The organism is Ensifer sp. 2TAB8, assembly GCF_052115125.1.
Lineage (GTDB): Bacteria > Pseudomonadota > Alphaproteobacteria > Rhizobiales > Rhizobiaceae > Ensifer.
In genome coordinates this window covers 179,390-205,587 of sequence record NZ_JBFRGB010000005.1, presented here as the reverse complement: position 1 = coordinate 205,587, position 26,198 = coordinate 179,390, and the positions used below count along the sequence as shown (strand labels likewise).

24 protein-coding genes and 1 riboswitch are annotated in these 26,198 nt (G+C 62.8%); of the genes, 16 read left to right on the top strand and 8 right to left on the bottom strand.

Features of this window, described 5'->3' with window-relative positions; genetic code table 11:
• Positions 1–124: 124 nt before the first annotated feature.
• Complete coding sequence (locus tag AB4Z53_RS11885) at positions 125–1,015, bottom strand: substrate-binding domain-containing protein (protein WP_192450180.1); 891 nt, start codon at positions 1,013–1,015, stop codon at positions 125–127.
• A gap of 294 nt (positions 1,016–1,309) precedes the next feature.
• On the opposite strand from AB4Z53_RS11885, the gene AB4Z53_RS11880 reads away from it, so the two are divergent.
• Positions 1,310–1,594, top strand: a complete 285-nt coding sequence (locus tag AB4Z53_RS11880; RefSeq protein ID WP_441596115.1) for an acylphosphatase — start codon at positions 1,310–1,312, stop codon at positions 1,592–1,594.
• A gap of 65 nt (positions 1,595–1,659) precedes the next feature.
• On the opposite strand, the gene AB4Z53_RS11875 is transcribed toward AB4Z53_RS11880, so the two are convergent.
• Entirely contained in the window at positions 1,660–2,349 is a 690-nt protein-coding gene (locus AB4Z53_RS11875) for a TetR/AcrR family transcriptional regulator C-terminal domain-containing protein (protein WP_441595985.1), read from the bottom strand.
• A 206-nt stretch (positions 2,350–2,555) separates the two neighbouring features.
• On the opposite strand from AB4Z53_RS11875, the gene AB4Z53_RS11870 reads away from it, so the two are divergent.
• On the top strand, positions 2,556–3,752 hold the full coding sequence (locus tag AB4Z53_RS11870) for a multidrug effflux MFS transporter (protein ID WP_441595983.1): 1,197 nt from the start codon (positions 2,556–2,558) through the stop codon (positions 3,750–3,752).
• 82 nt (positions 3,753–3,834) lie between these two features.
• Here the strand turns inward: AB4Z53_RS11870 and nrdF are convergent, their stop codons facing one another.
• From nrdF to AB4Z53_RS11845, 5 genes are all read right to left on the bottom strand, one after another.
• Entirely contained in the window at positions 3,835–4,809 is a 975-nt protein-coding gene (nrdF, locus tag AB4Z53_RS11865; RefSeq protein ID WP_441595981.1) for a class 1b ribonucleoside-diphosphate reductase subunit beta, read from the bottom strand.
• A 231-nt stretch (positions 4,810–5,040) separates the two neighbouring features.
• The gene (nrdE, locus tag AB4Z53_RS11860; protein WP_441595979.1) at positions 5,041–7,194 is read right to left on the bottom strand and encodes a class 1b ribonucleoside-diphosphate reductase subunit alpha; all 2,154 of its coding nucleotides are present in this window, start codon (positions 7,192–7,194) and stop codon (positions 5,041–5,043) included.
• Positions 7,164–7,580, bottom strand: a complete 417-nt coding sequence (gene nrdI / locus AB4Z53_RS11855; RefSeq protein WP_441595977.1) for a class Ib ribonucleoside-diphosphate reductase assembly flavoprotein NrdI — start codon at positions 7,578–7,580, stop codon at positions 7,164–7,166. Before nrdI ends, nrdE begins: the two co-directional genes overlap by 31 nt.
• A 9-nt stretch (positions 7,581–7,589) precedes the next feature.
• Positions 7,590–7,811 carry a glutaredoxin-like protein NrdH gene (gene nrdH, locus AB4Z53_RS11850; protein WP_223730270.1) on the bottom strand — a complete coding sequence of 74 codons (222 nt, stop codon included), beginning with the start codon at positions 7,809–7,811 and terminating at the stop codon, positions 7,590–7,592.
• A 388-nt stretch (positions 7,812–8,199) separates the two neighbouring features.
• Positions 8,200–8,424: riboswitch (cobalamin riboswitch) on the bottom strand.
• 271 nt (positions 8,425–8,695) lie between these two features.
• Positions 8,696–9,130: a hypothetical protein gene (locus AB4Z53_RS11845; protein WP_441595975.1), complete on the bottom strand. Its 435-nt coding sequence runs from the start codon at positions 9,128–9,130 to the stop codon at positions 8,696–8,698.
• A gap of 10 nt (positions 9,131–9,140) precedes the next feature.
• Between AB4Z53_RS11845 and AB4Z53_RS11840 the strand changes: the two genes are divergently transcribed.
• The 6 genes from AB4Z53_RS11840 to AB4Z53_RS11815 all read left to right on the top strand — a co-directional run bounded on the left by AB4Z53_RS11840 (position 9,141) and on the right by AB4Z53_RS11815 (position 14,936).
• On the top strand, positions 9,141–9,686 hold the full coding sequence (locus AB4Z53_RS11840; RefSeq protein WP_441595974.1) for a LysR substrate-binding domain-containing protein: 546 nt from the start codon (positions 9,141–9,143) through the stop codon (positions 9,684–9,686).
• 223 nt (positions 9,687–9,909) lie between these two features.
• Positions 9,910–10,743, top strand: coding sequence for a metallophosphoesterase family protein (locus tag AB4Z53_RS11835; RefSeq protein WP_441595972.1), 834 nt, complete (start codon positions 9,910–9,912; stop codon positions 10,741–10,743).
• On the top strand, positions 10,740–11,906 hold the full coding sequence (locus AB4Z53_RS11830) for an ABC transporter ATP-binding protein (RefSeq protein WP_441595970.1): 1,167 nt from the start codon (positions 10,740–10,742) through the stop codon (positions 11,904–11,906). The genes AB4Z53_RS11835 and AB4Z53_RS11830 overlap by 4 nt, the downstream gene beginning before the upstream one ends.
• On the top strand, positions 11,899–12,813 hold the full coding sequence (locus AB4Z53_RS11825) for a carbohydrate ABC transporter permease (protein WP_441595968.1): 915 nt from the start codon (positions 11,899–11,901) through the stop codon (positions 12,811–12,813). The genes AB4Z53_RS11830 and AB4Z53_RS11825 overlap by 8 nt, the downstream gene beginning before the upstream one ends.
• Positions 12,810–13,646, top strand: a complete 837-nt coding sequence (locus AB4Z53_RS11820; RefSeq protein ID WP_441595966.1) for a carbohydrate ABC transporter permease — start codon at positions 12,810–12,812, stop codon at positions 13,644–13,646. The genes AB4Z53_RS11825 and AB4Z53_RS11820 overlap by 4 nt, the downstream gene beginning before the upstream one ends.
• A gap of 24 nt (positions 13,647–13,670) precedes the next feature.
• The gene (locus AB4Z53_RS11815) at positions 13,671–14,936 is read left to right on the top strand and encodes an ABC transporter substrate-binding protein (protein ID WP_441595964.1); all 1,266 of its coding nucleotides are present in this window, start codon (positions 13,671–13,673) and stop codon (positions 14,934–14,936) included.
• Positions 14,937–15,000: 64 nt separating this feature from the next.
• Here AB4Z53_RS11815 and AB4Z53_RS11810 read toward each other — a convergent pair whose 3' ends face one another.
• Positions 15,001–15,987, bottom strand: coding sequence for a LacI family DNA-binding transcriptional regulator (locus tag AB4Z53_RS11810; RefSeq protein ID WP_441595963.1), 987 nt, complete (start codon positions 15,985–15,987; stop codon positions 15,001–15,003).
• A 235-nt stretch (positions 15,988–16,222) separates the two neighbouring features.
• Between AB4Z53_RS11810 and AB4Z53_RS11805 the strand changes: the two genes are divergently transcribed.
• From AB4Z53_RS11805 to AB4Z53_RS11770, 8 genes are all read left to right on the top strand, one after another.
• Positions 16,223–17,251, top strand: a complete 1,029-nt coding sequence (locus AB4Z53_RS11805) for a substrate-binding domain-containing protein (RefSeq protein WP_034805587.1) — start codon at positions 16,223–16,225, stop codon at positions 17,249–17,251.
• Between the two features lie 59 nt (positions 17,252–17,310).
• Complete coding sequence (locus tag AB4Z53_RS11800; RefSeq protein WP_441595961.1) at positions 17,311–18,852, top strand: sugar ABC transporter ATP-binding protein; 1,542 nt, start codon at positions 17,311–17,313, stop codon at positions 18,850–18,852.
• A gap of 28 nt (positions 18,853–18,880) precedes the next feature.
• A complete protein-coding gene (locus AB4Z53_RS11795; RefSeq protein ID WP_113538377.1) occupies positions 18,881–19,870 on the top strand; it encodes an ABC transporter permease in 990 nt (329 codons plus the stop codon).
• Between the two features lie 2 nt (positions 19,871–19,872).
• Entirely contained in the window at positions 19,873–20,883 is a 1,011-nt protein-coding gene (locus AB4Z53_RS11790) for a sugar-binding transcriptional regulator (RefSeq protein ID WP_441595959.1), read from the top strand.
• Positions 20,880–21,875, top strand: a complete 996-nt coding sequence (locus AB4Z53_RS11785) for an aldo/keto reductase (RefSeq protein ID WP_441595957.1) — start codon at positions 20,880–20,882, stop codon at positions 21,873–21,875. Before AB4Z53_RS11790 ends, AB4Z53_RS11785 begins: the two co-directional genes overlap by 4 nt.
• 12 nt (positions 21,876–21,887) lie before the next feature.
• Positions 21,888–23,636, top strand: coding sequence for an FAD-dependent oxidoreductase (locus AB4Z53_RS11780; RefSeq protein WP_441595956.1), 1,749 nt, complete (start codon positions 21,888–21,890; stop codon positions 23,634–23,636).
• Positions 23,609–24,451 (top strand): class I fructose-bisphosphate aldolase, encoded by an 843-nt coding sequence (locus tag AB4Z53_RS11775; RefSeq protein ID WP_441595954.1) that lies wholly within the window; start codon positions 23,609–23,611, stop codon positions 24,449–24,451. The genes AB4Z53_RS11780 and AB4Z53_RS11775 overlap by 28 nt, the downstream gene beginning before the upstream one ends.
• 120 nt (positions 24,452–24,571) lie before the next feature.
• Positions 24,572–26,101 carry an FGGY-family carbohydrate kinase gene (locus tag AB4Z53_RS11770; RefSeq protein ID WP_441595953.1) on the top strand — a complete coding sequence of 510 codons (1,530 nt, stop codon included), beginning with the start codon at positions 24,572–24,574 and terminating at the stop codon, positions 26,099–26,101.
• Positions 26,102–26,198 lie beyond the last annotated feature (97 nt).

The following is a 26,198-nucleotide window of genomic DNA, read 5'->3' as shown; positions in this document are numbered from 1 at the left end:
GCCAAGGGCCGGGGCGTGCACCCCAATGTTTGCCGCCGCCTTTCGATCGGAGCAGGACGCGGGCGGACAACCGCACGCACTTTTCCTGATCTCGCCCTTGAGGCGGCGGCAGTCCTGGGAGGACTTACTTCGCGGTGTAGACGCCCGGAACGATCGGCTGTTCGGCCGGAACGGTCTCGCCGGCGGCAACCTTGACGGCCGTGTCGACCGCCTGCTTGCCCATCTGGTCCGGGAACTGCTGGATGACGCCGACCATGACCGGGTTGGTGTCGACCGCGTCGCGGGCCTCCTTCATGCCGTCGAAGCCGATGACCTTGACCTGGGATTCGAGACCCGCAGCCTTCACCGCAACGGCGGCGGCAAGTGCCGCGTCATCGCCAAAGCCGAAGATGCCGGTGATATCAGGATTGGCCTGCAGCATGTTCTGGGCGGCGGCCAGTGCTTCGGCGCGGGTGATGCCGGTCTGGATCGCGACGATCTCCATGTCGGGATGCTTGGCGATCGCTTCCTTGAAGCCGTTGACGCGGTTCACCACCGACTGGACCGTCGGATAGTCGATGACGGCGACCTTGCCCTTGTTGTCGAGAACCTTGGCCATCAGTTCGCCGGCCTTGACGCCGCCGGTGAAGTTGTCGGTGCCGATATGCGAGGTAACGGTCGCGCCATTGGCCGGAACGTCGACGGTGATCACCTTGATACCGGCTTTCTCGGCCTTCTCGATCGCGGCGCGCACGCCCTGGCTGTCGACAGGCGAGATGACGATGACGTCGACGCCCTTGACGATGAAGTCCTCGACGTCGGCGAGCTGCTTGTTGAGATCCTGGTTGGCGATCGAAACCTCGAGCTTGACGTTCTTGGCTTCGGCCTCGGCTTTCATGGCGTCGGCGAGCTCGATGTAGAACGGATGCTGCTGGGTCAGCAGCGATGCGCCGATGCCGTCGGCAAAGGCGGTGGAGGCGAGGAGCGACAGCGCCGTGCCGGCGACGAGCGACTTCAGAATGCGGGACATGTTCATGGTTTCCTCCCTGGAAACGGCGTGGGCCTTCGTGTTGCGATCCAAGCTGGCGAGGCCCCCTCGCCGCCGTCTTGGTGAAGGCGTAAAAACCACAAAACTTTGCGCGCGTCAATTTTTAAAAATACGCAAACAAACAATTAAATGTATAACGAGAAAATTTAGATGAGCACGCCACCGTTCGTCACTGGCCCGACGGCGTGGCGGGACGAGGTTGTTCAAGTTCGCAGCGGGGATGGCTTGCCTTTATCCCGCATTGCGCCAGATAGCGTGGCAAACGGCGACGGAGACGAGATCATGACGAAGGTCAACAGGACGGCGCTGGTCCGAATCCTCGGGCGGGTACAAGGTGTTAGCTTCAGGGTTTGGGCGCGGGACGAGGCGCAGAAGCTCGGTCTCGACGGATGGGTTCGAAACGAGGCCGATGGCTCGGTTGCCGCTCTGATCAGCGGCCCGGAGGACGCGGTCACCCTTATGCTCGAGCGCCTGCATGACGGCCCGCCGGCCGCATGGGTTTCGAAGGTTGTTGCTGAGTTCGTCGAAGCGCCGGAGGGTGTCAGCGGCTTTCGAATCACCCGATAGGCAGGCCTTCAGCCGAAACTACCGCCGCCTGGTTTTGACCGGGCGGCCATCGCCCAAGCGCGAAATCAACGTTGCGCTTCGAGCTTGCTCGTTTTCTGCTCGCCCGTCGGTCGGCCATAGGCCCGCAGGAAAGTCTGAACCGCCTTGCGGGCACTTTCCTCAAGTTCGGCCCCGCCTGGAGCCTCGCCGAACAGTCCCCCCATCTGCAGGTCCGCCTTGATCAGCGCGATGAACTGCCGGGCGGCGAGGTCAAAATCATCGATATCGAGCGGCGCCCGGTGCGCAAGCCGCGCAAAAAGTGCAGCCAGCGCACGATCGGTCTTGCCTGGCCCCTGTTCGCGCCAGAACTGAAAGAGATGCGGATAGCGATTGCCTTCGGTCGCGATCAGCTTCTGGATGAACTTTGCGTCCTGGTTGCAGATGCAGTTCTTGTTAAGACGCACCGCGAAGGCGGCAAGGTCCTCTTCGAGATTGTCGGCGCGTTCAGGGAAGGTCGCGAGGATCGAAAAGAGCACGCCGTTGGTGCGATCCATGATGTCCTGGATCACCGCCATGAACAGCGTCTCTTTTTCGCGATAGTGGTTGTAGACCGTCTGGCGCGATACGCCGGCTTCGGCGGCGATCTCGTCGATGCTCGCACCGGAAAAGCCCTCGCGGCAAAAAACGTCTGCAGCGGCTTCGAGGATCGAGACGCGTTTCGCAAGCTGCCCTTTTTGCACGCGGACATCAGGCGAGGCGGGGTCATGTTTTTTCATGGAGCGAAGATAAGGCCCATTGACGATTTAGACAATGGTGTCTAATTTTACACCTGTGTCCAAATTAATGGACTTAGTAGTCAGCGCAGGATGCGTCTCCCAACGTTCGATCCTGGCACGACCGTCATCTTTCGAGTTTCAATCCTGGCGGCAGCGATGCCGGCCTTGCGCCGGAACATTGTCGCGATTTCTGAAAGATCATTGCCATGACAGCGTCCTTCCTCCGCACGGCCATCGTCCTCGGTTTGATTTCGGCGATCGGTCCCTTCGCAATAGACATGTATCTGCCCGCCTTACCGTCGATCGGCAAAGACCTGGCGGCCGAAAACGGCGTGGTACAGTTCAGCCTCCTGTCGTTCTTCATTTCCTTCGCCATTTCGCAGCTCATTTATGGCCCTCTGTCGGATATCTGGGGCCGCAAGGCGCCGCTCTATCTCGGCATCGGCCTCTTCACCGTCGCCAGCATCGGCTGCGCCCTTGCGACCGACATCGAGACCCTGATCGCCTTCCGCTTCCTGCAGGGCATTGGTGGCGCCGCCGGCATGGTCATTCCGCGCGCCGTCGTCCGCGACATGCATACCGGCGTCCAGGCGGCGCGGCTGATGTCGCTGCTGATGCTGGTCTTCAGCATTTCGCCGATCCTGGCGCCGCTCGCCGGCAGCGCCGTGATCCAGTTCTACGGCTGGCGGGGCGTCTTCTACGCGGTGATGATCGCCGCCTTCATCGGCCTGATCCTCCTGTCGACGCAATTGCAGGAGACCCGCCCGAAAAAGGACCGTGCCGGCAGCAGCGTGGCAAGCGCGCTTGCCGCCTACCGCCTGCTGCTTTCAGACCGCAACTTCCTGACGCTTACCTTCATCGGCGGGCTTGGGATCTCCGGGTTCCTCGTCTATCTCGCCAACTCGCCCTTCGTGTTGATCGACCACTATGGGCTGACGCCGACGCAATATAGCCTGGCGTTCTCGATGAACGCCGTGTCGTTCTTCGCGGTGTCGCAGGCGACCGGCTGGCTCGGCGAGCGTTTTGGCCTGGTACGGGTCATGCATCTCGCCGTCGGCGCCTTCGCTTTGACCATGGTCACGATGTTCGTCGTCATGAGCCTCGGTTTCAACCAGTTGCCCGTCATGGCCGCTTTCCTGTTCGTCGGCTACGGGGTGCTCGGCTTGGTGATCCCGACCTCGGCGGTGCTGGCACTCGAAGACCATGGCGAGATCGCCGGCACGGCGTCGGCGCTGATGGGTACGCTGCACTTCGTCACCGCCGCCGTCGCCATGGTGGTCGCGAGCCTCTTCTTCGACGGAACGGCCCTGCCAATGGCCGGGGCGATCGCCGCTTGCGCCTTTGCCGCCTTCCTCCTGACCCAGGCAACGATCGGCCGCAGCCGTGTGGCGGCAGCGGAGTAGGGACTGCTAACGCTAAACCAAAAGGCCGGCGAGGGTGTCCTCGCCGGCCTTTTGTTGTCAGGTGTGACCGATCGGCTCGCTTTTAAAAATCCCAGTCCTCGTCCTCGGTCGCGACCGCCTTGCCGATGACATAGGAGGAGCCGGAGCCGGAGAAGAAGTCGTGGTTCTCGTCGGCATTGGGCGACAGGGCCGATAGAATGGCGGGGTTCACCTTGCAGGCTTCCGCCGGGAACAGCGCCTCGTAGCCGAGGTTCATCAGCGCCTTGTTGGCGTTGTAGTGCAGGAACTTCTTCACGTCCTCGGTGAGCCCGACGCCGTCATAGAGTGCCTCGGTGTATCTCGCCTCGTTGTCGTAGAGTTCGAGAAGCAGGTCGAAGGCGAAGTCCTTGATCTCCTGCCGGCGTTCTTCGCTCAAACGCTCGAGTGCGCGCTGGAACTTGTAGCCGACATAGTAGCCGTGCACCGCTTCGTCGCGGATGATCAGCCGGATCATGTCGGCGGTGTTGGTGAGCTTGGCGCGGCTCGACCAGTACATCGGCAGATAGAAGCCGGAATAGAACAGGAAGCTTTCGAGGAAGACGCTGGCGACCTTCTTCTTCAGCGGATCTCCGGAGGCATACTCTGCCATGATCAGCGCCGATTTCTTCTGCAGGAACTCGTTTTCCTCCGACCAGCGATAGGCGTCGTCGACGTCGGGCGTCAGGCAGAGCGTCGAGAAGATCGAGGAATAGGAGCGGGCGTGGACCGCCTCCATGAAGGAGATGTTGGAAAGCACCGCCTCTTCATGCGGCGTGGCCGCATCCTCCATCAGCCTGATGGCGCCGACGCCGTTCTGGATCGTGTCGAGCAAGGTGAGGCCGGTGAAGACCCGGATGGTGAGCTTCTGCTCTTCCGGCTTCAGCGTCGCCCAGGAGGGAATGTCATTGGAGAGCGGCACTTTTTCTGGCAGCCAGAAATTACCGGTCAGGCGGTTCCAGACCTCCAGATCCTTGTCGTCCTCGATGCGGTTCCAATTGATGGCGCGGATGCGGCTTGCGGGTTTGGCGTGCATGTTCATGTCGTTGGACCTTTGTGATCGTGTGTGCCCCACATCTGCGCGGTGCGGGTATGGCCCCACATCCGCCTGCCGGCACCTTCTCCCCGCGTACGGGGAGAAGGGACAATGCCGCACCGCCTAACATCATCAGGGCCGCCCGCATCTCGGGCGTTGGTATGGCACGTCCCCACTCCCCGCCTGCGGGGAGTGGGTTAGGGTGGGGGCCGTTTGAGCAGTTGCTGGAACGCGGCGTTAGAGCGCGCAGGAAACGCAGCCCTGGACCTGCGTGCCCTCAAGCGCCATCTGCCGAAGGCGGATGTAGTAGATGGTCTTGATGCCCTTCTTCCAGGCGTGGATCTGAGCGCGGTTGATGTCGCGGGTCGTCGCCGTGTCGCGGAAGAACAGCGTCAGCGACAGGCCCTGGTCGACGTGCTGGGTGGCCGCCGCGTAGGTGTCGATGATCTTTTCCGGCCCGATCTCGTAGGCGTCCTGGTAATAGTCGAGATTGTCGTTGGTCATGAAGGCTGCGGGGTAATAGACGCGGCCGATCTTGCCTTCCTTGCGGATCTCGATCTTCGACACGATCGGGTGGATAGAGGAAGTCGAGTGGTTGATGTAGGAGATTGAGCCCGTCGGCGGCACGGCCTGAAGGTTCTGGTTGTAGAGGCCGCCCTCGATCACCGCCCGTTTCAGTTCCAGCCAGTCTTCCTGCGTCGGGATCGCGATGCCGGCTTCCTCGAATAGTGCCTTCACCTTTTCGGTCGCCGGCAGCCACTCGGCCTCGGTGTATTTGTCGAAATAGTCGCCGGAGGCGTATTTCGAGTTCTCGAAGCCGGCGAAGCTCTTGCCCTTCTCCACCGCCAGCCGGTTCGACGCGCGGATGGCATGATAGGTCACCGTGTAGAAATAGATATTGGTGAAATCGATGCCTTCCTCGGAGCCGTAATAGATGCGCTCGCGGGCGAGATAGCCGTGCAGGTTCATCTGACCGAGGCCGATCGCGTGACTGTCGTCATTGCCCTTTTCGATCGAGGGCACGGACGAGATGTGGCTCATCTCGGAGACGGCGGTGAGTGCCCGGATAGAGGTCTCGATGGTCTTGCCGAAATCGGCCGAGTCCATCGCTGCTGCGATGTTCAGCGAACCGAGGTTGCAGGAAATGTCCTTGCCCATCTTGGCGTAGGAGAGGTCGTCGTTGAATTCGCTCGGCTCGTTCACCTGCAGGATCTCCGAGCAGAGGTTGCTCATGGTGATACGCCCGGCGATCGGGTTTGCCCGGTTCACCGTGTCCTCGAACATGATGTACGGATAGCCGCTTTCGAACTGGATCTCTGCGATGATCTGGAAGAATTCGCGCGCCTTGATCTTCCGCTTGCGGATGCGGGCATCCTCGACCATCTCGCGATATTTTTCCGTCACCGAGATCTCGGTGAGCGGCACGCCGTAGACGCGCTCCACGTCATAGGGCGAGAACAGGTACATGTCCTCGTTGTTGCGGGCGAGCTCGAAGGTGATGTCCGGGATGACGACGCCGAGCGACAGCGTCTTGATGCGGATCTTCTCGTCGGCGTTTTCGCGCTTGGTATCGAGGAAGCGCATGATGTCGGGGTGGTGGGCATGGAGATAGACAGCACCTGCGCCCTGGCGCGCGCCAAGCTGGTTGGCGTAGGAGAACGAGTCCTCCAAAAGCTTCATGACCGGGATGACGCCGGAGGACTGGTTCTCGATCTGCTTGATCGGCGCGCCCATCTCACGGATGTTGGTGAGCGACAGCGCCACGCCGCCGCCGCGCTTGGAAAGCTGCAGCGCCGAATTGATCGCGCGGCCGATGCTCTCCATGTTGTCCTCGATCCTGAGCAAAAAGCAGGAGACGAGTTCGCCGCGGCTCTTCTTGCCGGCATTGAGGAAGGTCGGTGTTGCCGGCTGGAAGCGGCCGGAAATGATCTCGTCGACGAGGTCGCGGGCAAGCTCTTCATCGCCGCGCGCCAGCGTCATAGCCACCATGCAGACGCGGTCCTCGTAGCGCTCCAGGTAACGCTTTCCGTCGAAGGTCTTCAGCGTATAGGACGTGTAGTATTTGAACGCGCCAAGGAACGTCGGGAAGCGGAACTTCTTCGAATAGGCGTGGTCGTAGAGATCGCGCACGAAGTTGAAGGAATACTGGTCGAGAACCTCTTGCTCGTAGTAGCCCTCGGTCACCAGATAATCGAGCTTCTCGCGAAGGTTATGGAAGAACACGGTGTTCTGGTTGACGTGCTGGAGGAAGTATTGCTTCGCCGCCTGCCGGTCCTTGTCGAGCTGGATCCGCCCCTCTTCGTCATAGAGGTTCAGCATCGCGTTGAGCGCATGGTAGTCCAGCGCCGGTTCCGTCGCCTTCAGGGGGCGTTCGAGTGTTGAGACGTCCAAAATCTTTCCATCCCGTTTTTGACATTGGCGACGTCCTCTTCGGTTCCGAGCAGTTCGAACCGGTAGAGGTAGGGCACCTGGCACTTGGCCGAGATCACGTCGCCGGCGATCCCGTAGGTCGCTCCGAAATTGCTATTGCCCGCGGCAATCACGCCGCGGATGTGGGAGCGGTTGCCCGCATCGTTCAGGAAGCGGATCACCTGTTTCGGCACGGCGCCCCGGCCGTCGTCGCCGCAATAGGTGGGCACGACGAGCACATAGGGCTCCGTAACCGTAAGCGAACCCTTACCTTCGTTGAGCGGTATGCGGGTTGCGCGAAGGCCGAGCTTTTCGACGAAACGATGGGTGTTTTCCGAGCGGCTGGAAAAATAGACGATCAGCCCCATCGCTAGCCCTCAAGCAAGTGCACTGATCATGTCCGGGCGGAAGCCGGCCCAATGGCGCTCGCCGGCGACGACGACCGGGACCTGGCGGTAGCCGAGACCCTGCACGAGCGCGAACGCATCGGAATCCTCGGAGATATCGATGAGGCGGTAATCGGTGCCCTGGCGGTCGAGTGCGCGGGTGGTGGCGGTGCATTGGACGCAGGCGGGCTTGCTGTAGACGGTGATCGACATGGGTTCCTCGTGAGGGTCTCGCAAATGGGCGCAAAAAGTCGTCGGGTCGCGCGAACGCGAACCGCAGGCTTGGCGATAGGGCACAAAACATCGTTCCCCGGTCGCCTCGACCGGAGTTGACGCCGGTAAGCTGGCCCCAGGTCGGTTACGCAACCGGGCCGGCTCGTTCTTGTCGGGCGCTCAGGATTTCCGCGGGTGCGGGCTTTCAGGGCGCGGCCTTTCGATCAGGCGCGCAACAATGCGCACCCGTCCGCAGAAGGTGGATCTGAACTGGAAGAAACTGACATGACTTCACCCCGAAGCTTTCGACAGGCTGCCGGGGAGATGTCGAGACGATCGGGCAGGCTCATCCTGCCACGCACTCAACCCCTCCGGACACCCCGCCCGTGGACGTTTGTTGCTCGAGGCAGGTCTCCTGGCTCACGGGTCAAAGCTTCCATCCCGACCTTCCCGAGGCCTCATGCCTCAGTGGTCCAATTCCGGACAGTCGCTCGCCGTCTACAGTTGCGGGGGCAGCTGCGGCATAGCCGGGCGGAAACCCGCCGGCGCACCGTATTCCCGTCTTAGCTCCCAATCCTTGCGAATCGGAAGAACCTCGAACACTACATATAGTAGTTGATCGCATATCCGCGTCAATAGGTGTGAGGTGCCTCCGGCCCGGGTGGGGAGGTGATTTCTTTCGCCATGTGGATAACAGGGCGTAAATGAAGGGGCGCTGCAAAGCCCGTTGGCGGGACGCTCTCGGCTTCGATGCCGCGCGCTCGCGCCTTTGTCCATCATTTGCGGAGGGTACGATATTCCAGGAAGCGCCGGAGCGAATTTCTGCTCATTCGATCCGGCGGCTGGCAGGTGGCAGATTGCGACAGCTGAGAATTGTTACCGCTTCAGTCGCAGAGCGACATGCTGACGTCTTTGTTCTCTCCGGGCTGGGCGCGAGGCGAAGCCCGCGCCACGCGCGGCATGTCAACGCAGTCCCGCGTCGGTGAGGGCTGCGGCTTTTGTGCGTTGTCGTCCTTCGGCCAGTGCCACGGATCGGCAACGTCGCCGACGCGCGCCCGAATGTTCTCGTGGTCCCGCGTCAGGCCGATATCCCTCAGCTGGAACTCGCTGAAGGTATCGATGGCGATGGTTGGGCTGAGCACGTTCCCGGCCCGCTTCAGGACATGAAGGATCGTTGATCGCAGCGCGCTAAGCATTGCTATCCTCTTTGTTTTTGCTGTTGTGTTCGCGAAAAAAGTGAGGAATTTTGCCGCTTCGCGCAAAGCGATTTCTCGCTCCAGGCTCGCCTCCTTCCAGACGGCCCATCCGAACATCAGCATTCGGGTGCACATGTCGACTGAGCTGATCGACTTCAAGCGTGATGCAATCGATCTTGTCGTGCGTAGCGGCAATGGCGACTGGCCCGGCAACGACGTGTTTCCGCTTTTCCCGATCGATTACATGCCGGTCTGCACCCCTTCTTTCCGGGAAAAGCACCAGCTCAGGCATCCCTCCGACGTGCTGCGCGTGCGGCGCTTCGGCAATGCCAGCTGGTGGCGGCGATGGATGATCGAGACGGGGGTGGAGCCGCCGGCAAGCAACGGTACCGAGCTGATCTTCGACGTCCAGGCGATGGATGTCACCACGACACTCAACGACCATGGCATCGCCATTGCCGTTTCGACCTTTCTGATGGACGAACTTAGGAGCGGCCGATTGATCAGGCCGTTCGACCATGTGGTTCGCGACGGCCGTGCCTACTGGCTGGTCTATCCGCAAAGCAGTCGGCCGCAGAAGAAGATTCAGGCGTTTCGCGACTGGATCATCGCCGAGGCGGATGCGTCGAATGCGCTTCTTTCGTCCGTGATGGGAGAGCAGGGGCCTGTTTCGGTCTAAACCCCCGTGACGATTTCCCTTGCAGGTTGTTTCGCTGCAACCACTCTCGGTTGGCGCTCTCGGGCGAAGGTGAAACTTTCATGGAAAATCTGAAAATCAGCTGAGAACGGCTGTTACCAAACTGACATGGCAGCTCCCTAAAGACTGCGGCCAACCGCAGCCGGAGGGGAGATGACAACTCTCCGAAGCGCTTGCCTTGAAGCCATCGTCGGAGGCCGTTTCCATGAAGATCGTCCAGATCAGCGACACCCATCTCAGCCCGGCGAAGAGCCATTTCAACGACAATTGGGAGCCACTTCGCGCCTGGATCGAGGCGGTGGCGCCTGATCTCGTCATTCACACCGGTGATGTGACCATCGACGGCGCTGACCACGAAGACGACATCACCTTTTCGCTCAACCTGATCGGTCAGCTGTCGATGCCGATGCTGATCGTGCCCGGCAATCACGATGTCGGCCATCTGCCAGGCTCGCACCAGCCGGTGGATCCGGTACGGCTTGCCCGTTGGCGCCACCTCGCCGGACCGGATTACTGGGTCTCCGATCACGCGGGCTGGCGGCTGATCGGGCTCAACAGCCTGCTCCTCGGCTTCGAAGATGAGGAAGAAGAAACGCAGTTCGCCTGGCTTGAGGCGCAGTTGCGGAGCCGCGGCGGGCGCCAAGTGGCGATCTTCGCCCACAAGCCGCTCTTCGTCGACGCGCCAGATGAAGGCGACACCGGATACTGGAGCGTTCGCCCCCACCAGCGCCAGCGCCTCTTCGATCTGATCGAGGGTTCCGACGTGGCGCTGCATGCAAGCGGCCACCTGCACTGGGCCTGGACCGGCGAATATGCCGGGACGTCGCTCGTCTGGGCGCCGCCGACCTCCTTCATCATCGACACGCTGGAGCGGCCGATGCCGGGAGAGCGGCTGGTCGGCGTGGTCGTGCACGAATTGACCGACGCCGGCGTCACGAGCGAGATCGTCGCGGTACCGGGGCTGACGAGCCATGTGCTCGATCCGATCGTCGATCCGCAAGCGGCGAAGAAGAAGGTCCGAGTGGAGGCGGCGCAATGAGTGTGCTTTCGCTAAAGGGTATCACCAAGTCCTATGGCGGCAACGCAATCCTGAAGGGCGTCAGCTTGGAGGCTGAGGCCGGTGAGTTCATCGCCCTTGTCGGCCCGTCCGGCTGCGGCAAGAGCACGCTTCTGCGCATTGTCGCAGGCCTCGATCACGCTGATGCCGGCGAGATCGTCATCGGTGGCCGCAGTGTCGCGCGCATGGCGGCGGCCGACCGCAACGTTGCGATGGTGTTCCAGTCCTACGCGCTTTATCCGCACCTGACGGCAGGTCAAAACATCGCCGTGCCGCTCGCCATGCGACGCCTGACGGCGATGCAGCGCCTGCCGGTCATCGGAAATTTCCTGCCGGGCCAGAAGCAGATCCGCAGCGATATCCAGCGTCAGGTCAAGGAAATGGCCGGAGCGCTGAAGATTGACCAGCTGCTTGATCGCAAGCCCGGCCAGATGTCCGGCGGCCAGCGCCAGCGCGTGGCGCTCGCCCGCGCCATGGTGCGCCGTCCGGCCGCCTTCCTGATGGACGAGCCGCTGTCCAATCTCGACGCGAACCTGCGCGTCCATGCGCGCGGCGAGATCGTGGATCTGCATCGTCGTGCCGGTGTGCCGACGCTCTATGTCACCCACGACCAGTCCGAAGCGCTATCGATGGCCGATCGGGTCGCCGTCATGATCGGCGGCAACCTGCTGCAACTGGCGAGCCCGAAGGAGATCTACGACAACCCCTCCCATATCGAGGTCGCGCGCTTCCTCGGCCAGCCGAAGATCAACGTGCTGGAGACCCGTACGGATACGGCGAGCATCGTGCGTTTCGGCGATCTGGTGCTTCTGGCAGGCCGCGGACAGGCGCCGGATGCGCCGGTGAAGCTTGCAATCCGTCCGGAATTTGTCCGCTTCCATGCGGCAAGCGCCGGCCGCTTGACTGCGCGGGTCGAGCGCATGGAGTTTCTCGGCTCCGAAGTCATCGTCTACGCCCGTCTCGATGCGATCGGCGAGGTGGTCACCGCCAAGTCAGCACCTGCCGAGGCCGCGGCGCTTGTGATCGGTCAGCCCGTCGATGTCGAGTTCATGCCGGAACGGGCGATGCTGTTCGACGGTGAGGGAACCCGGGTGGCAGCCGAGCCGGTCGCCATCGCCGCGACGCTGGAGAAGATTCATGGCTAGTGTCGCAACCTTCGAAACCGCGATCGCCGCGCCTGAGATGCGGGATGCTCGCATCGCCTGGTTGCTGGCGCTGCCGGCCATCACGCTCCTCTTCCTCTTCATCCTGCTGCCGACCGCAGCCGTGATCGTGCTCGGCTTCACCGATTTCGAGCTCGGCTACAGCAACTGGCGCTTCGTCGGCTTCGAGAACTATGCCGAGCTTCTCGGCGACCGCACCTTCCGTCGCTCGCTGTGGAACACCGCCGTCTACACCGCGATCGTCACGCCGGTTTCGATCGTGCTGGCGCTGGCAATCGCCATGCTGATCGAGGCGGAAACCAAGGGCAGGGCCTTCTTCCGCACCGTCTATTTCCTGCCGGTCGCCTCGCTGCTCGTCGCCATGGCGACCGTGTGGCAGTTCCTGTTCCACCCGACCATCGGCCCGATCAATACCTTCCTCGCGCTCTTCGGCATTGCCGGTCCCAACTGGCTCGGCGCTTCCGGCACGGTGCTCTACGGCCTTTCGATCATCGGCATCTGGCAGTCGGTCGGCTTCAACATGGTGCTGTTCCTCGCCGGCCTCACCGCCATCCCGCGGGAACTCTACGCTGCCGCCGAAGTCGATGGCGCCAAATCGTGGTTCGATCGTTTCCGGCTGGTGACCTGGCCGATGCTCGGGCCGACGACGCTGTTCGTCACCACCATCAGCATCATCAATTCGGTGAAGGTGTTCGAGACGGTGAAGACGCTAACCGAGGGTGGCCCGAACAAGGCGTCGGAAGTGCTGCTCTTCACCATCTACCAGGAAGGCTTCGTCTATCTCCGCGTCGGCTACGCCTCGGCCATGACAGTGGTCTTCCTCGCCATCCTCGTCGTCCTGATGTTCCTGCAGTACCGCGTGCTTGACCGGAAGGTGCACTACGCATGACCAGCAACGCCTTCTCCGTCGCACGCATCGCCCGTCTGACGGCGCTGTCGCTTGGCGCTCTCCTCTTCCTTGCGCCTTACATCTTCATGGTCTCGACCGCCGGCAAGGCGCAGAGCGAGATCTTCTCCTCGTCGCTGTCGCTGATCCCGCAGCAATGGTCATATATCGAGAATTTCTCCAAGGCGCTGTCGCGCGTCTCGATGTCGAAGCTGCTCTTCAATGGCGTGATCGTCTGCGCACTGATCTTCGTCATCCAGATCGTCGTCGCCATCCCCTGTGCCTATGCCATGGCGAAGCTGAAGTTCCGCGCCGCCCGCACCATGATGGTGCTGGTCATGCTCGGCCTGCTCGTGCCGATCCATGCGACGGCGCTGCCCATCTACGTGGCTTTCGACCGGTTGTCGGTCCTCAACAGCTATACCGCGCTGGTGGCGCCGTTCTCGATCTCGGTTTTCGCGATCTTCCTGTTCCTGCAGTTCTTTCGTGCCATGCCCGACGATCTGATCCATGCAGCACGGCTCGACGGCATGTCCGAGGCGGGCATTGTCGTGCGCGTCATCGTGCCGAACGCCTGGCCGGCGATTACCGCCTTCGCGATCTTCTCGGTCGTCGCCCACTGGAACGACCTCTTCTGGCCGCTGATCGTCGTCACCAACCAGGATTACGCCACCCCGCCGCTCGGTCTTCTCTATTTCCGTGCCGCGGAAGCCGGCGACGACTACGGTGCGCTGATGGCCGCCACCCTCATCATCACCCTTCCCCTCGTTTCTGCATTTCTGCTGGCGCAGAAGCGCTTCGTCGAGGGCATCACCATGACCGGTCTCAAAGGCTGAACGGTCCAACCTGGAGCGCAACCCATGACACATCTGAGACAGCTTTTTGCCGCGGCTGCCGCATCGCTGATGCTTGCCGCACCCGCCAACGCCGAGACCCAGCTCACGGTCCACTATCCGATGCCCGGCTTCTTCAAGGACGTGATGGACACGATCTCGMAGAAGTTCATGGAAGAAAACCCGGATATCAAGATCACATTCGCCAATCCGTCGGCGACCTATGAGGAAGGCATCCAGACGATCATCCGTCAGGCGGGCACCGCCGAGATGCCGGATCTGACCTTCATCGGCCTCAACCGCCTGCGCATGGTCAACGAGCGTGACATTCCTGTCGACCTCGGCCCGTTCATCGCCAAGGACGGCAACATGGCCGAGCAGGGCTTTTCGGAAAACATCCTGAAGCTCGCCCAGGTGGGCGGCAAGCAGGTGGGCCTTGCTTTCGCCACCTCCAACCCGATCATGTATTACAACGCCGATCTGGTGCGCAAAGCCGGCGGCGATCCGGACACCCCGCCGAAGACCTGGGACGAGGTCATTGCGCTCGGGGGCAAGATCAAGGCGCTGGGCGACGGCAACGAGGGCATCGACTTCCGCTGGCAGGGTGACGACTGGATGCTCTCGGCCCTGCTCTTCGGCGCCGGCGGCGACATGCTGAGCGCTGACGAAAGCAAGGTCACCTTCAACGGTCCCGAAGGCCAGAAGGCCGTCGAGGTGCTCGACCGCATGGTCAAGGAAGGCGGGCTGCCGGTTCTGACCAAGCAGGCCGGCGAGCAGGCCTTCGTTGCCGGCAAGGTCGGCTTCGCCTTCCAGACGACGGGCGCGCTTCGCAACACCATCAAGAATGTCGGCGACAAGTTCGACCTGCGCACCGCCCATATTCCGCTGATCGATCCGGCCAAGGGCAAGCTGCCGACCGGCGGCAATGCCGTCGTCATCCTGACGCGCGACGCCGAGAAGCAGGAAGCCGCCTGGAAGTTCGCGAAGTTCGCCGCCGGCCCCTACGGCGCCTCGGTCGTCGTTCCCGGCACCGGCTATGTGCCGAACAACGAGCTGGCTGCCAAGTCGCCGGAGTATCTCGCCAACTTCTACAAGGAAAACCCGCTGTTCCGCGCCGGCCTCGATCAGATGCCGCTGATGCGCCCCTGGTATGCCTTCCCGGGCAGCAACGGCGTGAAGGTCACGCAGACGATCGTTGAGAACCTGTCGCGTATCGTCGAGCAGCAGGCCACGCCGAAGGAAGCGCTGGATGAAGCCGCGGCCGAAATCGAAAGCCTGCTGCCGCGCAGCTGATCCTATAGCCGAATCGATAGACGCCGCCCCGAAGGAAATTTCGGGGCGGCGTTTTCGTGTTTGCTCAGGCGAGGTGGCGAACCGTCCCGCCCGGATAAAGGCGGCAGTCGAGATTGAGATGGCGACAGCCCGACGCATTTTCGGCGATGTCGAGCAGCAGGGCGGCCGCCGCAAGCCCCATATCGCCGTCGGGCATGGAGATCGTGGTTAGCGTAGGCGTCATCAGCCGGCCAAGGGCGATGCCGTCGAAGCCGGCGACGGAGACATCTTCCGGCACGGCAAGACCCTCGCGCCTAAGCGCGGCGATGACGCCGAGCGCCAGAAGATCGTTGGAAGCGATGATCGCCGTCGGGCGGTGCTGTGCGACAACGGTCGCGAGGTCGAGGTTCTCATAGCCGTCGACGAAGGGGATCTCCACCGCGGCCATCGGCTCGACACCGGCCCCCTGCATGGCGGCGGAATAGCCGTCGTAGCGCAGGCGCGCGCGGTCGGACGAACGGAAGTGGCCGGAGACGACGAGGATACGGCGATGACCGTGGTCGAGGATGTGGCGAGTGAGATCGAAGCCGGCCCGGTAATTGTCGACGGTGACGGCGGCGGCGAAGCGGGCGACCGGCCGGTTGTTGAGAAGCACCGTCGGCGGCAGCGCCGCCGAAAGCGCCTCGCTGGTCTTGGCGTCGCAGAGCGTCAGGATCAGCCCGGTCGGCCGCTGTTCGAGCAGCGAGCGCACGGCGCGTGCCTCAAGAGCAGGATCGTAGTTGGACTGGGCAATCAGCACGCCATGGTTTGCCGCCTGCAAACGGTGCTGGATGCCTCCGAGGGATGCCGCAAACACCGGATTGGTGACGCTTGGCACCAGCACGCCGACGACCGGCTGGCTGCGGTTGGCGGTGCGGCCCGCGGCCGGCTGCGGCCGGTAGCCGAGTTCGGCCGCGGCCCGGCGCACGCGGCGCACCATCTCGTCGCTGACGGGGCCTTCGCCCTTCAGCACCCGGGAAACGGTCGCCAGCGAGCAGCCGGCATGAAAGGCAATCTGTTGCAGGGTAACCATGGTCGCGCTCTAACGGGTCTGCGTGACAGCAGATTGAAGGACCCGGCTCAAGGTTTTCCACGTCGCGCATGAATTATTATTCATGCCATGAATTATATTGACAGAAAATGAGTCCCCGGCTTAAATCGCAATCGTCGGAAGTCGAGGAGGAGTTCCGGCAAGCTCATACATTCAGCGGCCGCAAGCAAACGGCCCTATCGGTTTTTGGGAGGGGCTTCGGCCTCGAGGAGGACGCGTGCGCAAATTTCTCAGCACGACCGCTCTGGCGGTCATTGCAGCTTCGTTCTGGGCAGGTTCGGCAAGTGCCGAAACGGCAAACCCGTTTCGCTGCCAGCCCGGCGAAAAATACGTCATGAACGTCATGGTTTCCGGCGTCGAATACTGGTTCCCGGTCTATGAAATGTTCAAGCAGGCCGGCCAGCAGTTCGGCTGCGAGACCGAATATACCGGCACGCCGGAATATGACGTCAACAAGCAGATCGCCACTTTCGACCAGGCGCTTGCCCAGAACCCGGCCGGTATTCTGGTTCACCCGATGAACTCCGATCCGTTCATCGAGCCGATCAACAGGGCGATCGACCAGGGCACGGCGGTCGTGACCTTTGCGGCGGACTCGCCGCTGTCGAAGCGCGTCTCCTTCATCACCTCGGACAACACCCGCGAAGGCATTTATGCCGCCGACGCGATTGCCGAGAAGATGGGCGGCAAGGGCGAATATGCCGTGCTTGAAAACCCCGGCCAGGACAACCACGACAAGCGCATCACCGCCTTCGTCAACCGCATGGCCGAGAAGTGGCCGGACATGAAGCTTGTCGGCCGCGCGGCCTCGAACCAGGATCCGAACAAGGCCTATCAGGGCCTGATGAGCCTTATCCAGGCCAATCCGAACCTCGGCGCCGTGTTCATGCCGGAAGCCAACTCCGCGATCGGTGCGGCCCAGGCCAGCAAGGAAAGCGGCGGCAAGGTGCTCGTTATGTGCGCCGACGTCAACGCCAACATCCTGGACATGATCAAGGCCGGCGAAGTCTTCGGCTCGATCAACCCGAACCAGGGCATGCAGGGTTACATGGGCTTCATGCTCCTGTGGATGGCCAAGCACCCGGAGCTGATCGATCCGATGAACGACGCCAAGCGTTCCGGCTTCAACCCGATGAGCATCCCCTTCGTCGACAACGGTCTTTCGATCGTTACCGCCGAAAATGCAGACGACTTCTACTGGGACAAGTACCTGAAGCGTCGTGGCACCAAGGGCATCGACGAGTAAGATCGTGAATTGGCTGCCCGGCTCAATCCGGGCAGCCAGGACTGCGGGTGGAGGACAGCATGACAGCACAACCGGTTCTGGAGGTCCGGCGCGTCACCAAGCATTTCGGTGCGGTGAAGGCGCTGGCGGAGGTGGATTTTCGCCTCGAGCGGGGAGAAATCCACGCGCTCTGCGGCGAAAACGGCGCCGGCAAATCCACACTGATGAACATCATTGCCGGGGTGCTGCTGCCAAATGACGGCGAGGTGCTGGTCGATGGAGCGCCCGTGAAGATCGCCTCACCGGCGATCGCCCAGACGCTCGGCATCGGCCTCGTCCACCAGGAAATCGCCCTCTGCCCGGATGCGACGGTGGCGGAAAACATGTTCATGGCGGCCACCAACCGCCGGCGTTCGCCGCTGATGAATTACGGCGCGCTCGAACGCGAAGCCCAGGTCGTCATGAACCGGCTGGCGCCGATCGACGTCCGCCGCAAGGTCGCAGACCTCGCCATATCAAGCCAGCAGCTCGTCGAGATCGCCAAGGCGCTGACGCTCGATTGCCGCGTGCTGATCCTCGACGAGCCGACCGCAGCGCTGACCGAGGCCGAAGCCCAGGCCCTGTTCGCCATCATCCGCGATCTGAAAGCCGCGGGCATTTCCATCATCTATATCAGCCACCGCATGGCCGAGATTTTCTCGCTCTGCGACCGGGTCACCGTGTTTCGCGACGGGCGGCATGTGGTCACCGAAAAGATCGCCGACGTGACGCCCGACGACGTCGTGCGCCGCATGGTCGGCCGCGAGATCAGCCAGCTCTATCCGCCGAAGCAGGCGGTGGAAGCGCGCTCAGGCGAGACCATCCTTTCGGTCCGCAAGTTGGGCGACGGAACCCGGATCGATGATGTTTCCTTCGAGCTGAAACGCGGCGAAATCCTCGGCATCGGCGGGCTGATCGGGTCCGGCCGCACGGAGATCGCCGAAGCGATCTGCGGTCTCAGGACAAAGTCGACGGGCGAGGTGAGCCTGCGCGGCAAGGTCCAGCGTATCGGCAACTACCGGGACGCCGTCAATGCCGGCATCGTCTATCTGTCGGAGGATCGCAAGGGGTCCGGCGTCTTCACCGAGCTGTCGATCGCCCAGAACATTTCAGTCCTCGACCTGAAGACGCTGACAGGCCCGCTCGGGCTGTTGAACGCCAGGGCTGAAGCGGATCTCGCTCGCGATTTCGTCCGCCGTCTCGGCGTGCGCATGGGCGGTATCGACATGCCGGTGTCGTCGCTCTCGGGCGGCAACCAGCAGAAGGTGGCGATCGCCAAGCAGCTGGCCGTTCGACCTGAAGTCATTCTGATGGACGAGCCGACGCGCGGTATCGATGTCGGCGCCAAATCCGAGATCCACCGGTTGCTGCGGCAGTTGGCAGAAACCGGCATCGGCATTGTCGTGATCTCGTCGGAATTGCCGGAGCTGCTCGGGCTTTGCGACCGGGTGCTGGTGGTCCGCGAGGGCGCGATTGCCGGCGAGCTTGACGACACAGAAATGAGCGAGGAGGCGGTGATCCGCCTGGCCTCAGGGGTGACGCAGACGGCCGAGGCCGGCCGGATGGTGGATCATGTCGCCTGAAAGAACTGACAGAGCCGGGGAGGCGGAAATGGCTGTTGATACGATGGTTGCAACTCAAGCACAGGCGCCCGCCTGGAAACGCATCGGCACGATGCGCGAGGCGGGTCTGATCGCCATCATCCTGGCGCTCGGCATCGTCATGAGTTTCGCCTCGCCGCACTTCCTCACCTTCGGCAACATGCGCGCCATGCTGATGAGCTTCTCGGTCGAAGGCATCGTCGTCGTCGGCATGACGATCCTGCTCATTGTTGGCGGCATCGACCTTGCTGTCGGCTCTGTCGTCTGCTTCGCCATGGTGCTGGCCGGCTCGCTGTTCCTCGCCGGTGTCGACCCCTGGACGGCCTCGCTGGTCGGCATCCTCGCCAGCAGCATCATCGGCATGATCATGGGCTTCTTCGTCACTGTCGTCGGGCTCAACCATTTCATCACGTCGCTGGCGGCCATGGTAATCGTACGCGGCCTCTGCCTCGTCATCACCAAGGGCACGCCGTTGTCGCTTTTCACGCTGCCGGCGTCGTTCAAGGCGGTGGGGCAGGGCACCTTCCACGGCGTGCCCTATGTCATCCTGATCTTCGTCGCCGTCGTCGTGCTCTTCGACTTCCTGCTGCGGCGGGCGACCGCCTTCCGCAAGGTGTTCTACACCGGCAGCAACGAGAAGGCGGCGCTCTATTCCGGCATCAAGACCAAGCAGGTGAAGTTCTGGGTGACGGTGCTGTGCTCGACGCTCGCGGGCGTCGCCGGCGTCATCTACATGTCGCGCTTCGGTGCCGCGACCCCCACCTTCGGCGTCGGCATGGAGCTCAACATCATCGCAGCCGCCGTCATCGGCGGCGCCTCGCTCAACGGCGGCTCCGGCACGATCCTCGGCGCCATCCTCGGCATGGCCCTGCTCTCGGTCGTCACCAGCTCGTTGATCCTGCTCGACGTCTCCGTCTATTGGCAGGACATGATCAAAGGCTGCATTCTCTTGGCTGCCGTTTCCATCGACCACTTGCTGCACAAGCGGAAGGCCGCCTGACCATGCCGATTGCCAAACCCATTTTGTCCCCGGCCTCAACCGCGCGAGAAGAACTCGTCGTCGCACGGCAGATGCACCAGGCGCTCGTCCTGCATTTCCTCGAAGGGCTGACTCAGTCGCAGATCGCCGAACGGCTCGGCATCTCGCAGCCCACCGTCAATCGGCTGATCAAGCGCGGCCGCCAGCTCGGTCTGGTCGAGATCAAGATCAAGTCGCCGATCGAGCCCTTGGTCGACATGGAAGAGCAGTTGCTTGCGATCGGCGGTATCCGCCGGGCAATCGTCGTGCCGACGGTTTCCGACAACCAGCAGACCGCCCTCCAGGCTGTCGGCGAGGCGGCGGCCCGGCTGTTGCTCGAAGAGATCGGCGATGGCGACACCATCTGCATTACCGGCGGCAAGGGCGTCAGCGCTGTTGTTGCCGGGCTGCAGGCGCCGCGCCGCTTCGATGTCGAGGTGATCCCGGCGACCGGCTGCGTCCAGGGCAAGCACTATACGGATGTGAACCACGTCTCGACGCTGATGGCCGATCGGCTCGGCGGGCGATCCTTCCAGATCCACGCGCCGCTCTTTGCCGACAGTGCTGCCGAGCGCGCGATGCTGATCAACATGCGCTCGGTGGCGGATGTCTTCGGGAGGGCGCGCGAGGCAAAGGTGGCGGTCGTCGGCATCGGTTCGATCCTCTCGGACGATTCGAGTTACTACGACCTGCATCCGTCCTCGAGCACCGACCGGGCGGCGATCGAGCGCTCCGGCGCAACCTGCGAACTGCTCGCCCATCTGCTCGATGATGAGGGACGTGTCTGCGACTACAGCCTCAACCGTTCGCTGGTGTCGTTGACGCTCGAGGAGTTCGCCTCGATCCCGACGAAGATCGGCGTGGCGAGCGGACCGAACAAGGCGGGGCCGATCCTCAGCGTCATGCGGGGACACCACCTCGACACGCTGGTGACAGACGAGGCGACCGGCGAGCGCGTGCTCGCCATGGCACAAGAAAAGGGACTTCTGGCATGAGCGGGGATCAATTGATGCGGGAGATCGGCCGATCGGGCGTGAAGGCTTCGGCCGTCGGGCTCGGCACCTGGGCGATCGGCGGCTGGATGTGGGGCGGCACGGACGAGCGGGAATCGATCGCGGCGATCCAGGCCTCGCTTGACGCCGGTGTGACGCTGATCGATACGGCGCCTGCCTATGGTCTCGGGCGTTCGGAAGATATCGTCGGCAAGGCCTTGGCCGGCCGCCGCGAYAAGGCAATCATCGCCACCAAGTGCGGGCTCGTCTGGCATACGGACAAGGGGCGGCACTTCTTCGATCAGGACGGCAAGCCTGTGCATCGCTACCTCGGTCGCGATGCCATCCACCACGAAGTCGAACAAAGCCTGAAGCGGCTCGGCACCGACTATATCGACCTCTACATCACCCACTGGCAGGATCCGACGACGCCGATCGAAGAAACGATGGCCGCACTCGAAGATCTGCGCAAGGCCGGCAAGATCAAGGCGATTGGCGCCAGCAACGTTGCTCGCGGCGAACTGGAGCAATATATCGCGATCGGCGGGCTCGATGCCATCCAGGAGCGCTTCAGCATGATCGATCGCGAGATCGAGGCCGATCTGCTGCCGCTGACGCGCCGCAGCGGCGTCGCGACGCTCAGCTATTCGTCGCTGGCGCTCGGCCTTCTCTCCGGCGGCATCGGACCGGAGCGGGTGTTTTCCGGCGACGACCAGCGGCGCGACAATCCGCGCTTCTCGGTCGGCAATCGCGAAAAGGTCGCGGCCTTTGCCAAGGCTATCCGGCCGGTCGCGGAGAAGCATGGTGCGACGATCGCCCAGATCGTCATCGCCTGGACGCTTGCGCAGGACGGCGTGACCTTCGCGCTCTGCGGTGCGCGCAATCCGGCACAGGCGCTCGACAATGCACGGGCCGGGACGATCCGGCTCGACCAAGACGATCTCAAGGGGATCGACGCGGCGATCGCGGCGACGCTCGTCAACATGGACAGCTAACGGACTGCCATCATGAACCGGGAAGAGATTTTCAACGGGCTCGCCAAGAGCCCGAAGGTGGACGTGTGCGTCCTCGGCGGCGGCATTAATGGCCTCAGCGTCTTTCGCGAACTGGCACTGCAGGGGGTGAGCGTACTGCTCGTCGAAAAGCACGACTACTGTTCGGGCGCCAGTGCTGCGCTGTCGCGCATGGTGCATGGCGGCCTTCGCTATCTCGAAAATGGCGAGTTCAGCCTGGTCAGGGAATCGCTGGTCGAGCGCGACCGGCTGCTGAAGAACGCGCCGCACTACGTGGCGCCCTTGCCGACGACGGTGCCGGTCTTCGACATCTTTTCCGGTCTTGCCAATGGCGCCGTGCGCTTCCTGGGGCTGACGCGCCGGCCGAGCCGCCGTGGCGCCATCGCCGTCAAGATGGGCCTTGGCATCTATGATTTCCTGACGCGCAAGCGGGCGCTGATGCCCAAGCACGCCTTTCGCGGGCGGCGCGCCACGCTTGCCCGCTGGCCGGCGCTCAACCCTGACATCAAGAGTTCCGCCACCTACTACGACGCCTGGGTCAGCCAGCCGGAACGCCTCGGCATCGAGCTTCTGAAGGACGGCCTTGCCGCCGGTTCTCACGCCCGTGCGCTCAACTACGCGGAACTGACGCTCGCTGCATCCGGACGCTACGAAGTGAAGGACGGCACGACAGATGCTGTGGCCGCGATCGAGCCGAGCCTCATCATCAACGCCACAGGCGGCTGGATCGATATCGCCAACGGCGCGCTGTTTCCCTCACCGTCAAAGCCGGCGCCGCTGATGGGCGGCACCAAGGGATCGCATCTGATCATCGACAATGCGAAGCTCATGGACGCGCTCGATGGTCACATGATCTATTACGAGAACGAGGATGGGCGGATCTGCATCCTCTTTCCCTATCTCGGCAAGGTGCTGGTGGGCTCGACGGATATCCGCGTCGACGACCCGGAGACAGTTCGCTGCGAGCGGGACGAGCGCGATTACATCCTGCAGTCACTCGCCTTCGTCCTGCCCGAAATCCGAATCCGGCCGGAAGAGGTGGTCTTCCAGTTCGCAGGCGTGCGGCCGCTGCCGGCGAGCAAGGACAGCTTCACCGGTCGTATTCCGCGCGATCATTTCTGCACCTTCGTGGAGGGTGTTGACGGTGGTCCGCCTGTGCTCTGCATGATCGGCGGCAAGTGGACGACGTTCCGCTCCTTCGGCGAGCTTGCCGCCGACCTCTCTCTGGAGCGCCTGGGAAGACCGCGTCTTTTGTCGACCGGCGAGCGTACCATTGGTGGTGGCCGGCACTTTCCGTCTGACCGCGACGCTTGGGTTCACGATGTCGCCGCGGCGACTGGTCTCTCCAGGGAACGGGTGCATATTCTGCTGACCCGCTATGGAACCGACTGCACCTTGATCGCCGATTTCATCGCCGCTGGCACGGATCAGGCCTTGCCGCATCCCGCGTATTCGACAGGCGAGATGCAGTTCCTGATCCGCAACGAAGGCGCGGAGCATCTCGACGATCTGTTGCTGCGCCGCACGACGCTCGCGATCACCGGCGAGCTCTCGCTCGACATGGCGGACGCGGTGCTCGGCCTGCTCGCGATCGAAAAACACTGGTCGCCGGCACTCACGGCGGCAGAGCGTAAGCGATTTCTTACCATCCTCGCCGAACGCCATGGCGTCGATGAGGAAACCCTATCCGTACGGAACGAACAAAGGAGTGCATTATGCGAAACAACAGCAAGGTCCGGATGAACCGTCTGTTCGGCGGTGGACGTTGCCTCGRCGTGGCGATCGATCATGGCGTCTGCAACGAACCGTCCTTCCTCAATGGTCTTGAAGACATGTCCGCCGTTGTAAAGGCGCTGGTCGCGGCCGCACCGGATGCGATCCAGATGAATTTTGGCCAGTCGGATCTGCTGCAGGAGGTGCCGGGCAAGGACAAGCCGGCGCTGGTCATGCGCCTCGACATGGGCAACCCCTATAATCGCATCCGCCACCGGCATATGTGGGCGGTGCTGCAAAACGAAGCCGAGCCGTTGATCGGCGCGCTGGCAATGGACGCGGCCTGCGTCGTCGTCAACCTGTTCATGCTGCCGGATGAGCCCGATCTCTTCCGCCAATGCGTCGCCAACATTTCGCGCGTGCGCGCCGATTGCGACAAGTACGGCATGCCGCTGATGATCGAGCCGCTGGTGATGCAGCCGGTCACCGAACACGGCGGCTACATGGTCGATGGCGATGCCGAGAAGATCGTGACGCTGACCCGGCTCGCGCGTGAGATGGGCGCGGATATCGTCAAGGCGGATCCGACGACCAATGCCGAGGATTTCCACCGGGTGGTCGAGGCGGCGCGCTGCCCGGTTCTGGTGCGCGGCGGCGGCAAGGAGGACTTGCGCAACGTCTTCGACAAGTCTGCGGCCTTGATGCGCCAGGGCGCAATGGGCATGGTCTATGGCCGCAACATCTATCAGCACGCCAATCCGAGCGCCGTCGTGCGCGGCCTGATGGCGATTATTCATCAGGATGTATGCGGCGAGGAAGCCTACGCGCTCTACCAGCGCGGTTAACATCGCCGGTCGGCATCTCGCTTGAGCAGCGATGACCTGGGACGAAAGGAAACGCTGCCGCTGCAAGAACACCGGCGGCGTTTCAGCGAATGGATTGAGAACCTTGGGAGGGGTTCGCCTATGGGAGAGTATCTGCTCGGCATCGACGTCGGAAACACCGTGATCAAGGCGGTGATTTTCGATCGCACCGGCAACGAGATCGCGATGGCAGCAGAGGAGGGGCACAGTCATGTGCCGACGCCGGGCCATGTGGAACGCGGGCTCGGCGAACTCTGGAGTCACGCGAAGGTGGTGATCCGGGCCTGCATCGAGCGCGCTGGCATTGATGCCAGCGAGATCGCGGCGATCGGTTGCGCCGGCCACGGCAACGGCCTCTATGCGCTGAATCGCGACGGCGCACCGCTTCTCGGCATCCAGTCGCTCGACACCCGCGCTGCCGGCCTCGTCGAAGAGTGGCAGGCGGAAGGCGTCGGCGATCGGACTTACCCGATCGCCGGGCAGAGACCCTGGCCGTCGCAGACGCCGACGCTGCTTGCCTGGCTGAAACGCCATTGCCCGGAACAGTTTGCAAAGATCGGCACGGTCTTTCTCTGCAAGGATTTCGTCGTCAATCGACTGACCGGCGCACGCGTCAGCGACGTTTCGGATATGAGCGGCGCAGGCTTGCTCGACGTTGCCGGCCGACGCTATGATGCGGCGCTGATGAAGGCTTACGGTCTCGGCGACTGCATGGGCCTGTTGCCGGATCTTGTCGAGAGCGCCGATGTCGTCGGTCGGGTCAGCCAAGAGGCGGCAATTGAGACCGGGTTGGCCGCCGGCACGCCGGTCGTCGGTGGTCTCTTCGACGTCGTGGCCTCGGCAATCGGCTCGGGCGTCACCCGCACGGGTGCGGCGTCGATCATCGCCGGCACCTGGAGCATCAACCAGGTCATCATCGATCAGCCGGATCTGAGTAATCCGATCTTCATGTTCTCGACCTTCGACCGAAACCGCTACATGGCGATCGAGGCAAGCGCGACGTCGGCGGCCAATCTCGAATGGCTGGTGCGCGAGCTTTTTCCACATGACGGCAGCGATGGCCGCTCGCCCTTCGACCTTTGCTGCCAGCTGGCGGCTGAGATCGAACCGGCTGCGAACGATCCGGTCTACCACCCGTTTCTCTATGGCGCGCAGCAGGACGGCAATGCGCGGGCGGGCTTCTACGGCGTTGCCGGCTGGCACACCAAGGGGCATCTGGTCCGTGCCGTGCTTGAGGGCGTCGCCTTCGGTCATCGCCAGCATATCGCGACGCTACGCGCGGCCGGGGCACGCTTCGATGAGGCGGTGCTTTCCGGCGGCGGATCGCGCAGCCAGATCTGGCCGCAGATCTTTGCCGATGTGCTTGATGTACCGGTGACGGTCGCGCGCTCGCGGGAGACGGGCGCGCTCGGTGCTGCGATCACGGCGGGCGCTGGCATCGATCTCTTTGCCGACATCTCTGCGGGCGCTGCGGCGATGGTCAAGACCGAGCGCCACTACCGGCCGAACCCGGCGCTTGCCGCGCATTATGAGAGGCGCTTTGCGCTTTACGGCGACATCGCCGCCGCCATGGCGCCGATTTGGCGTCGGTTGGCGACGCCTGAACCCCAGGCGCGGGAAGCGGCGGAGTGATGGTTTGCCGAGCGCGGGCCTGCAATTGCAAGCCCGCTCTCGGCCAGGCTGTTGGCTTGTCGGGAGTGTCGCTGGGAAGGCAACGCCTCGGCAAGCC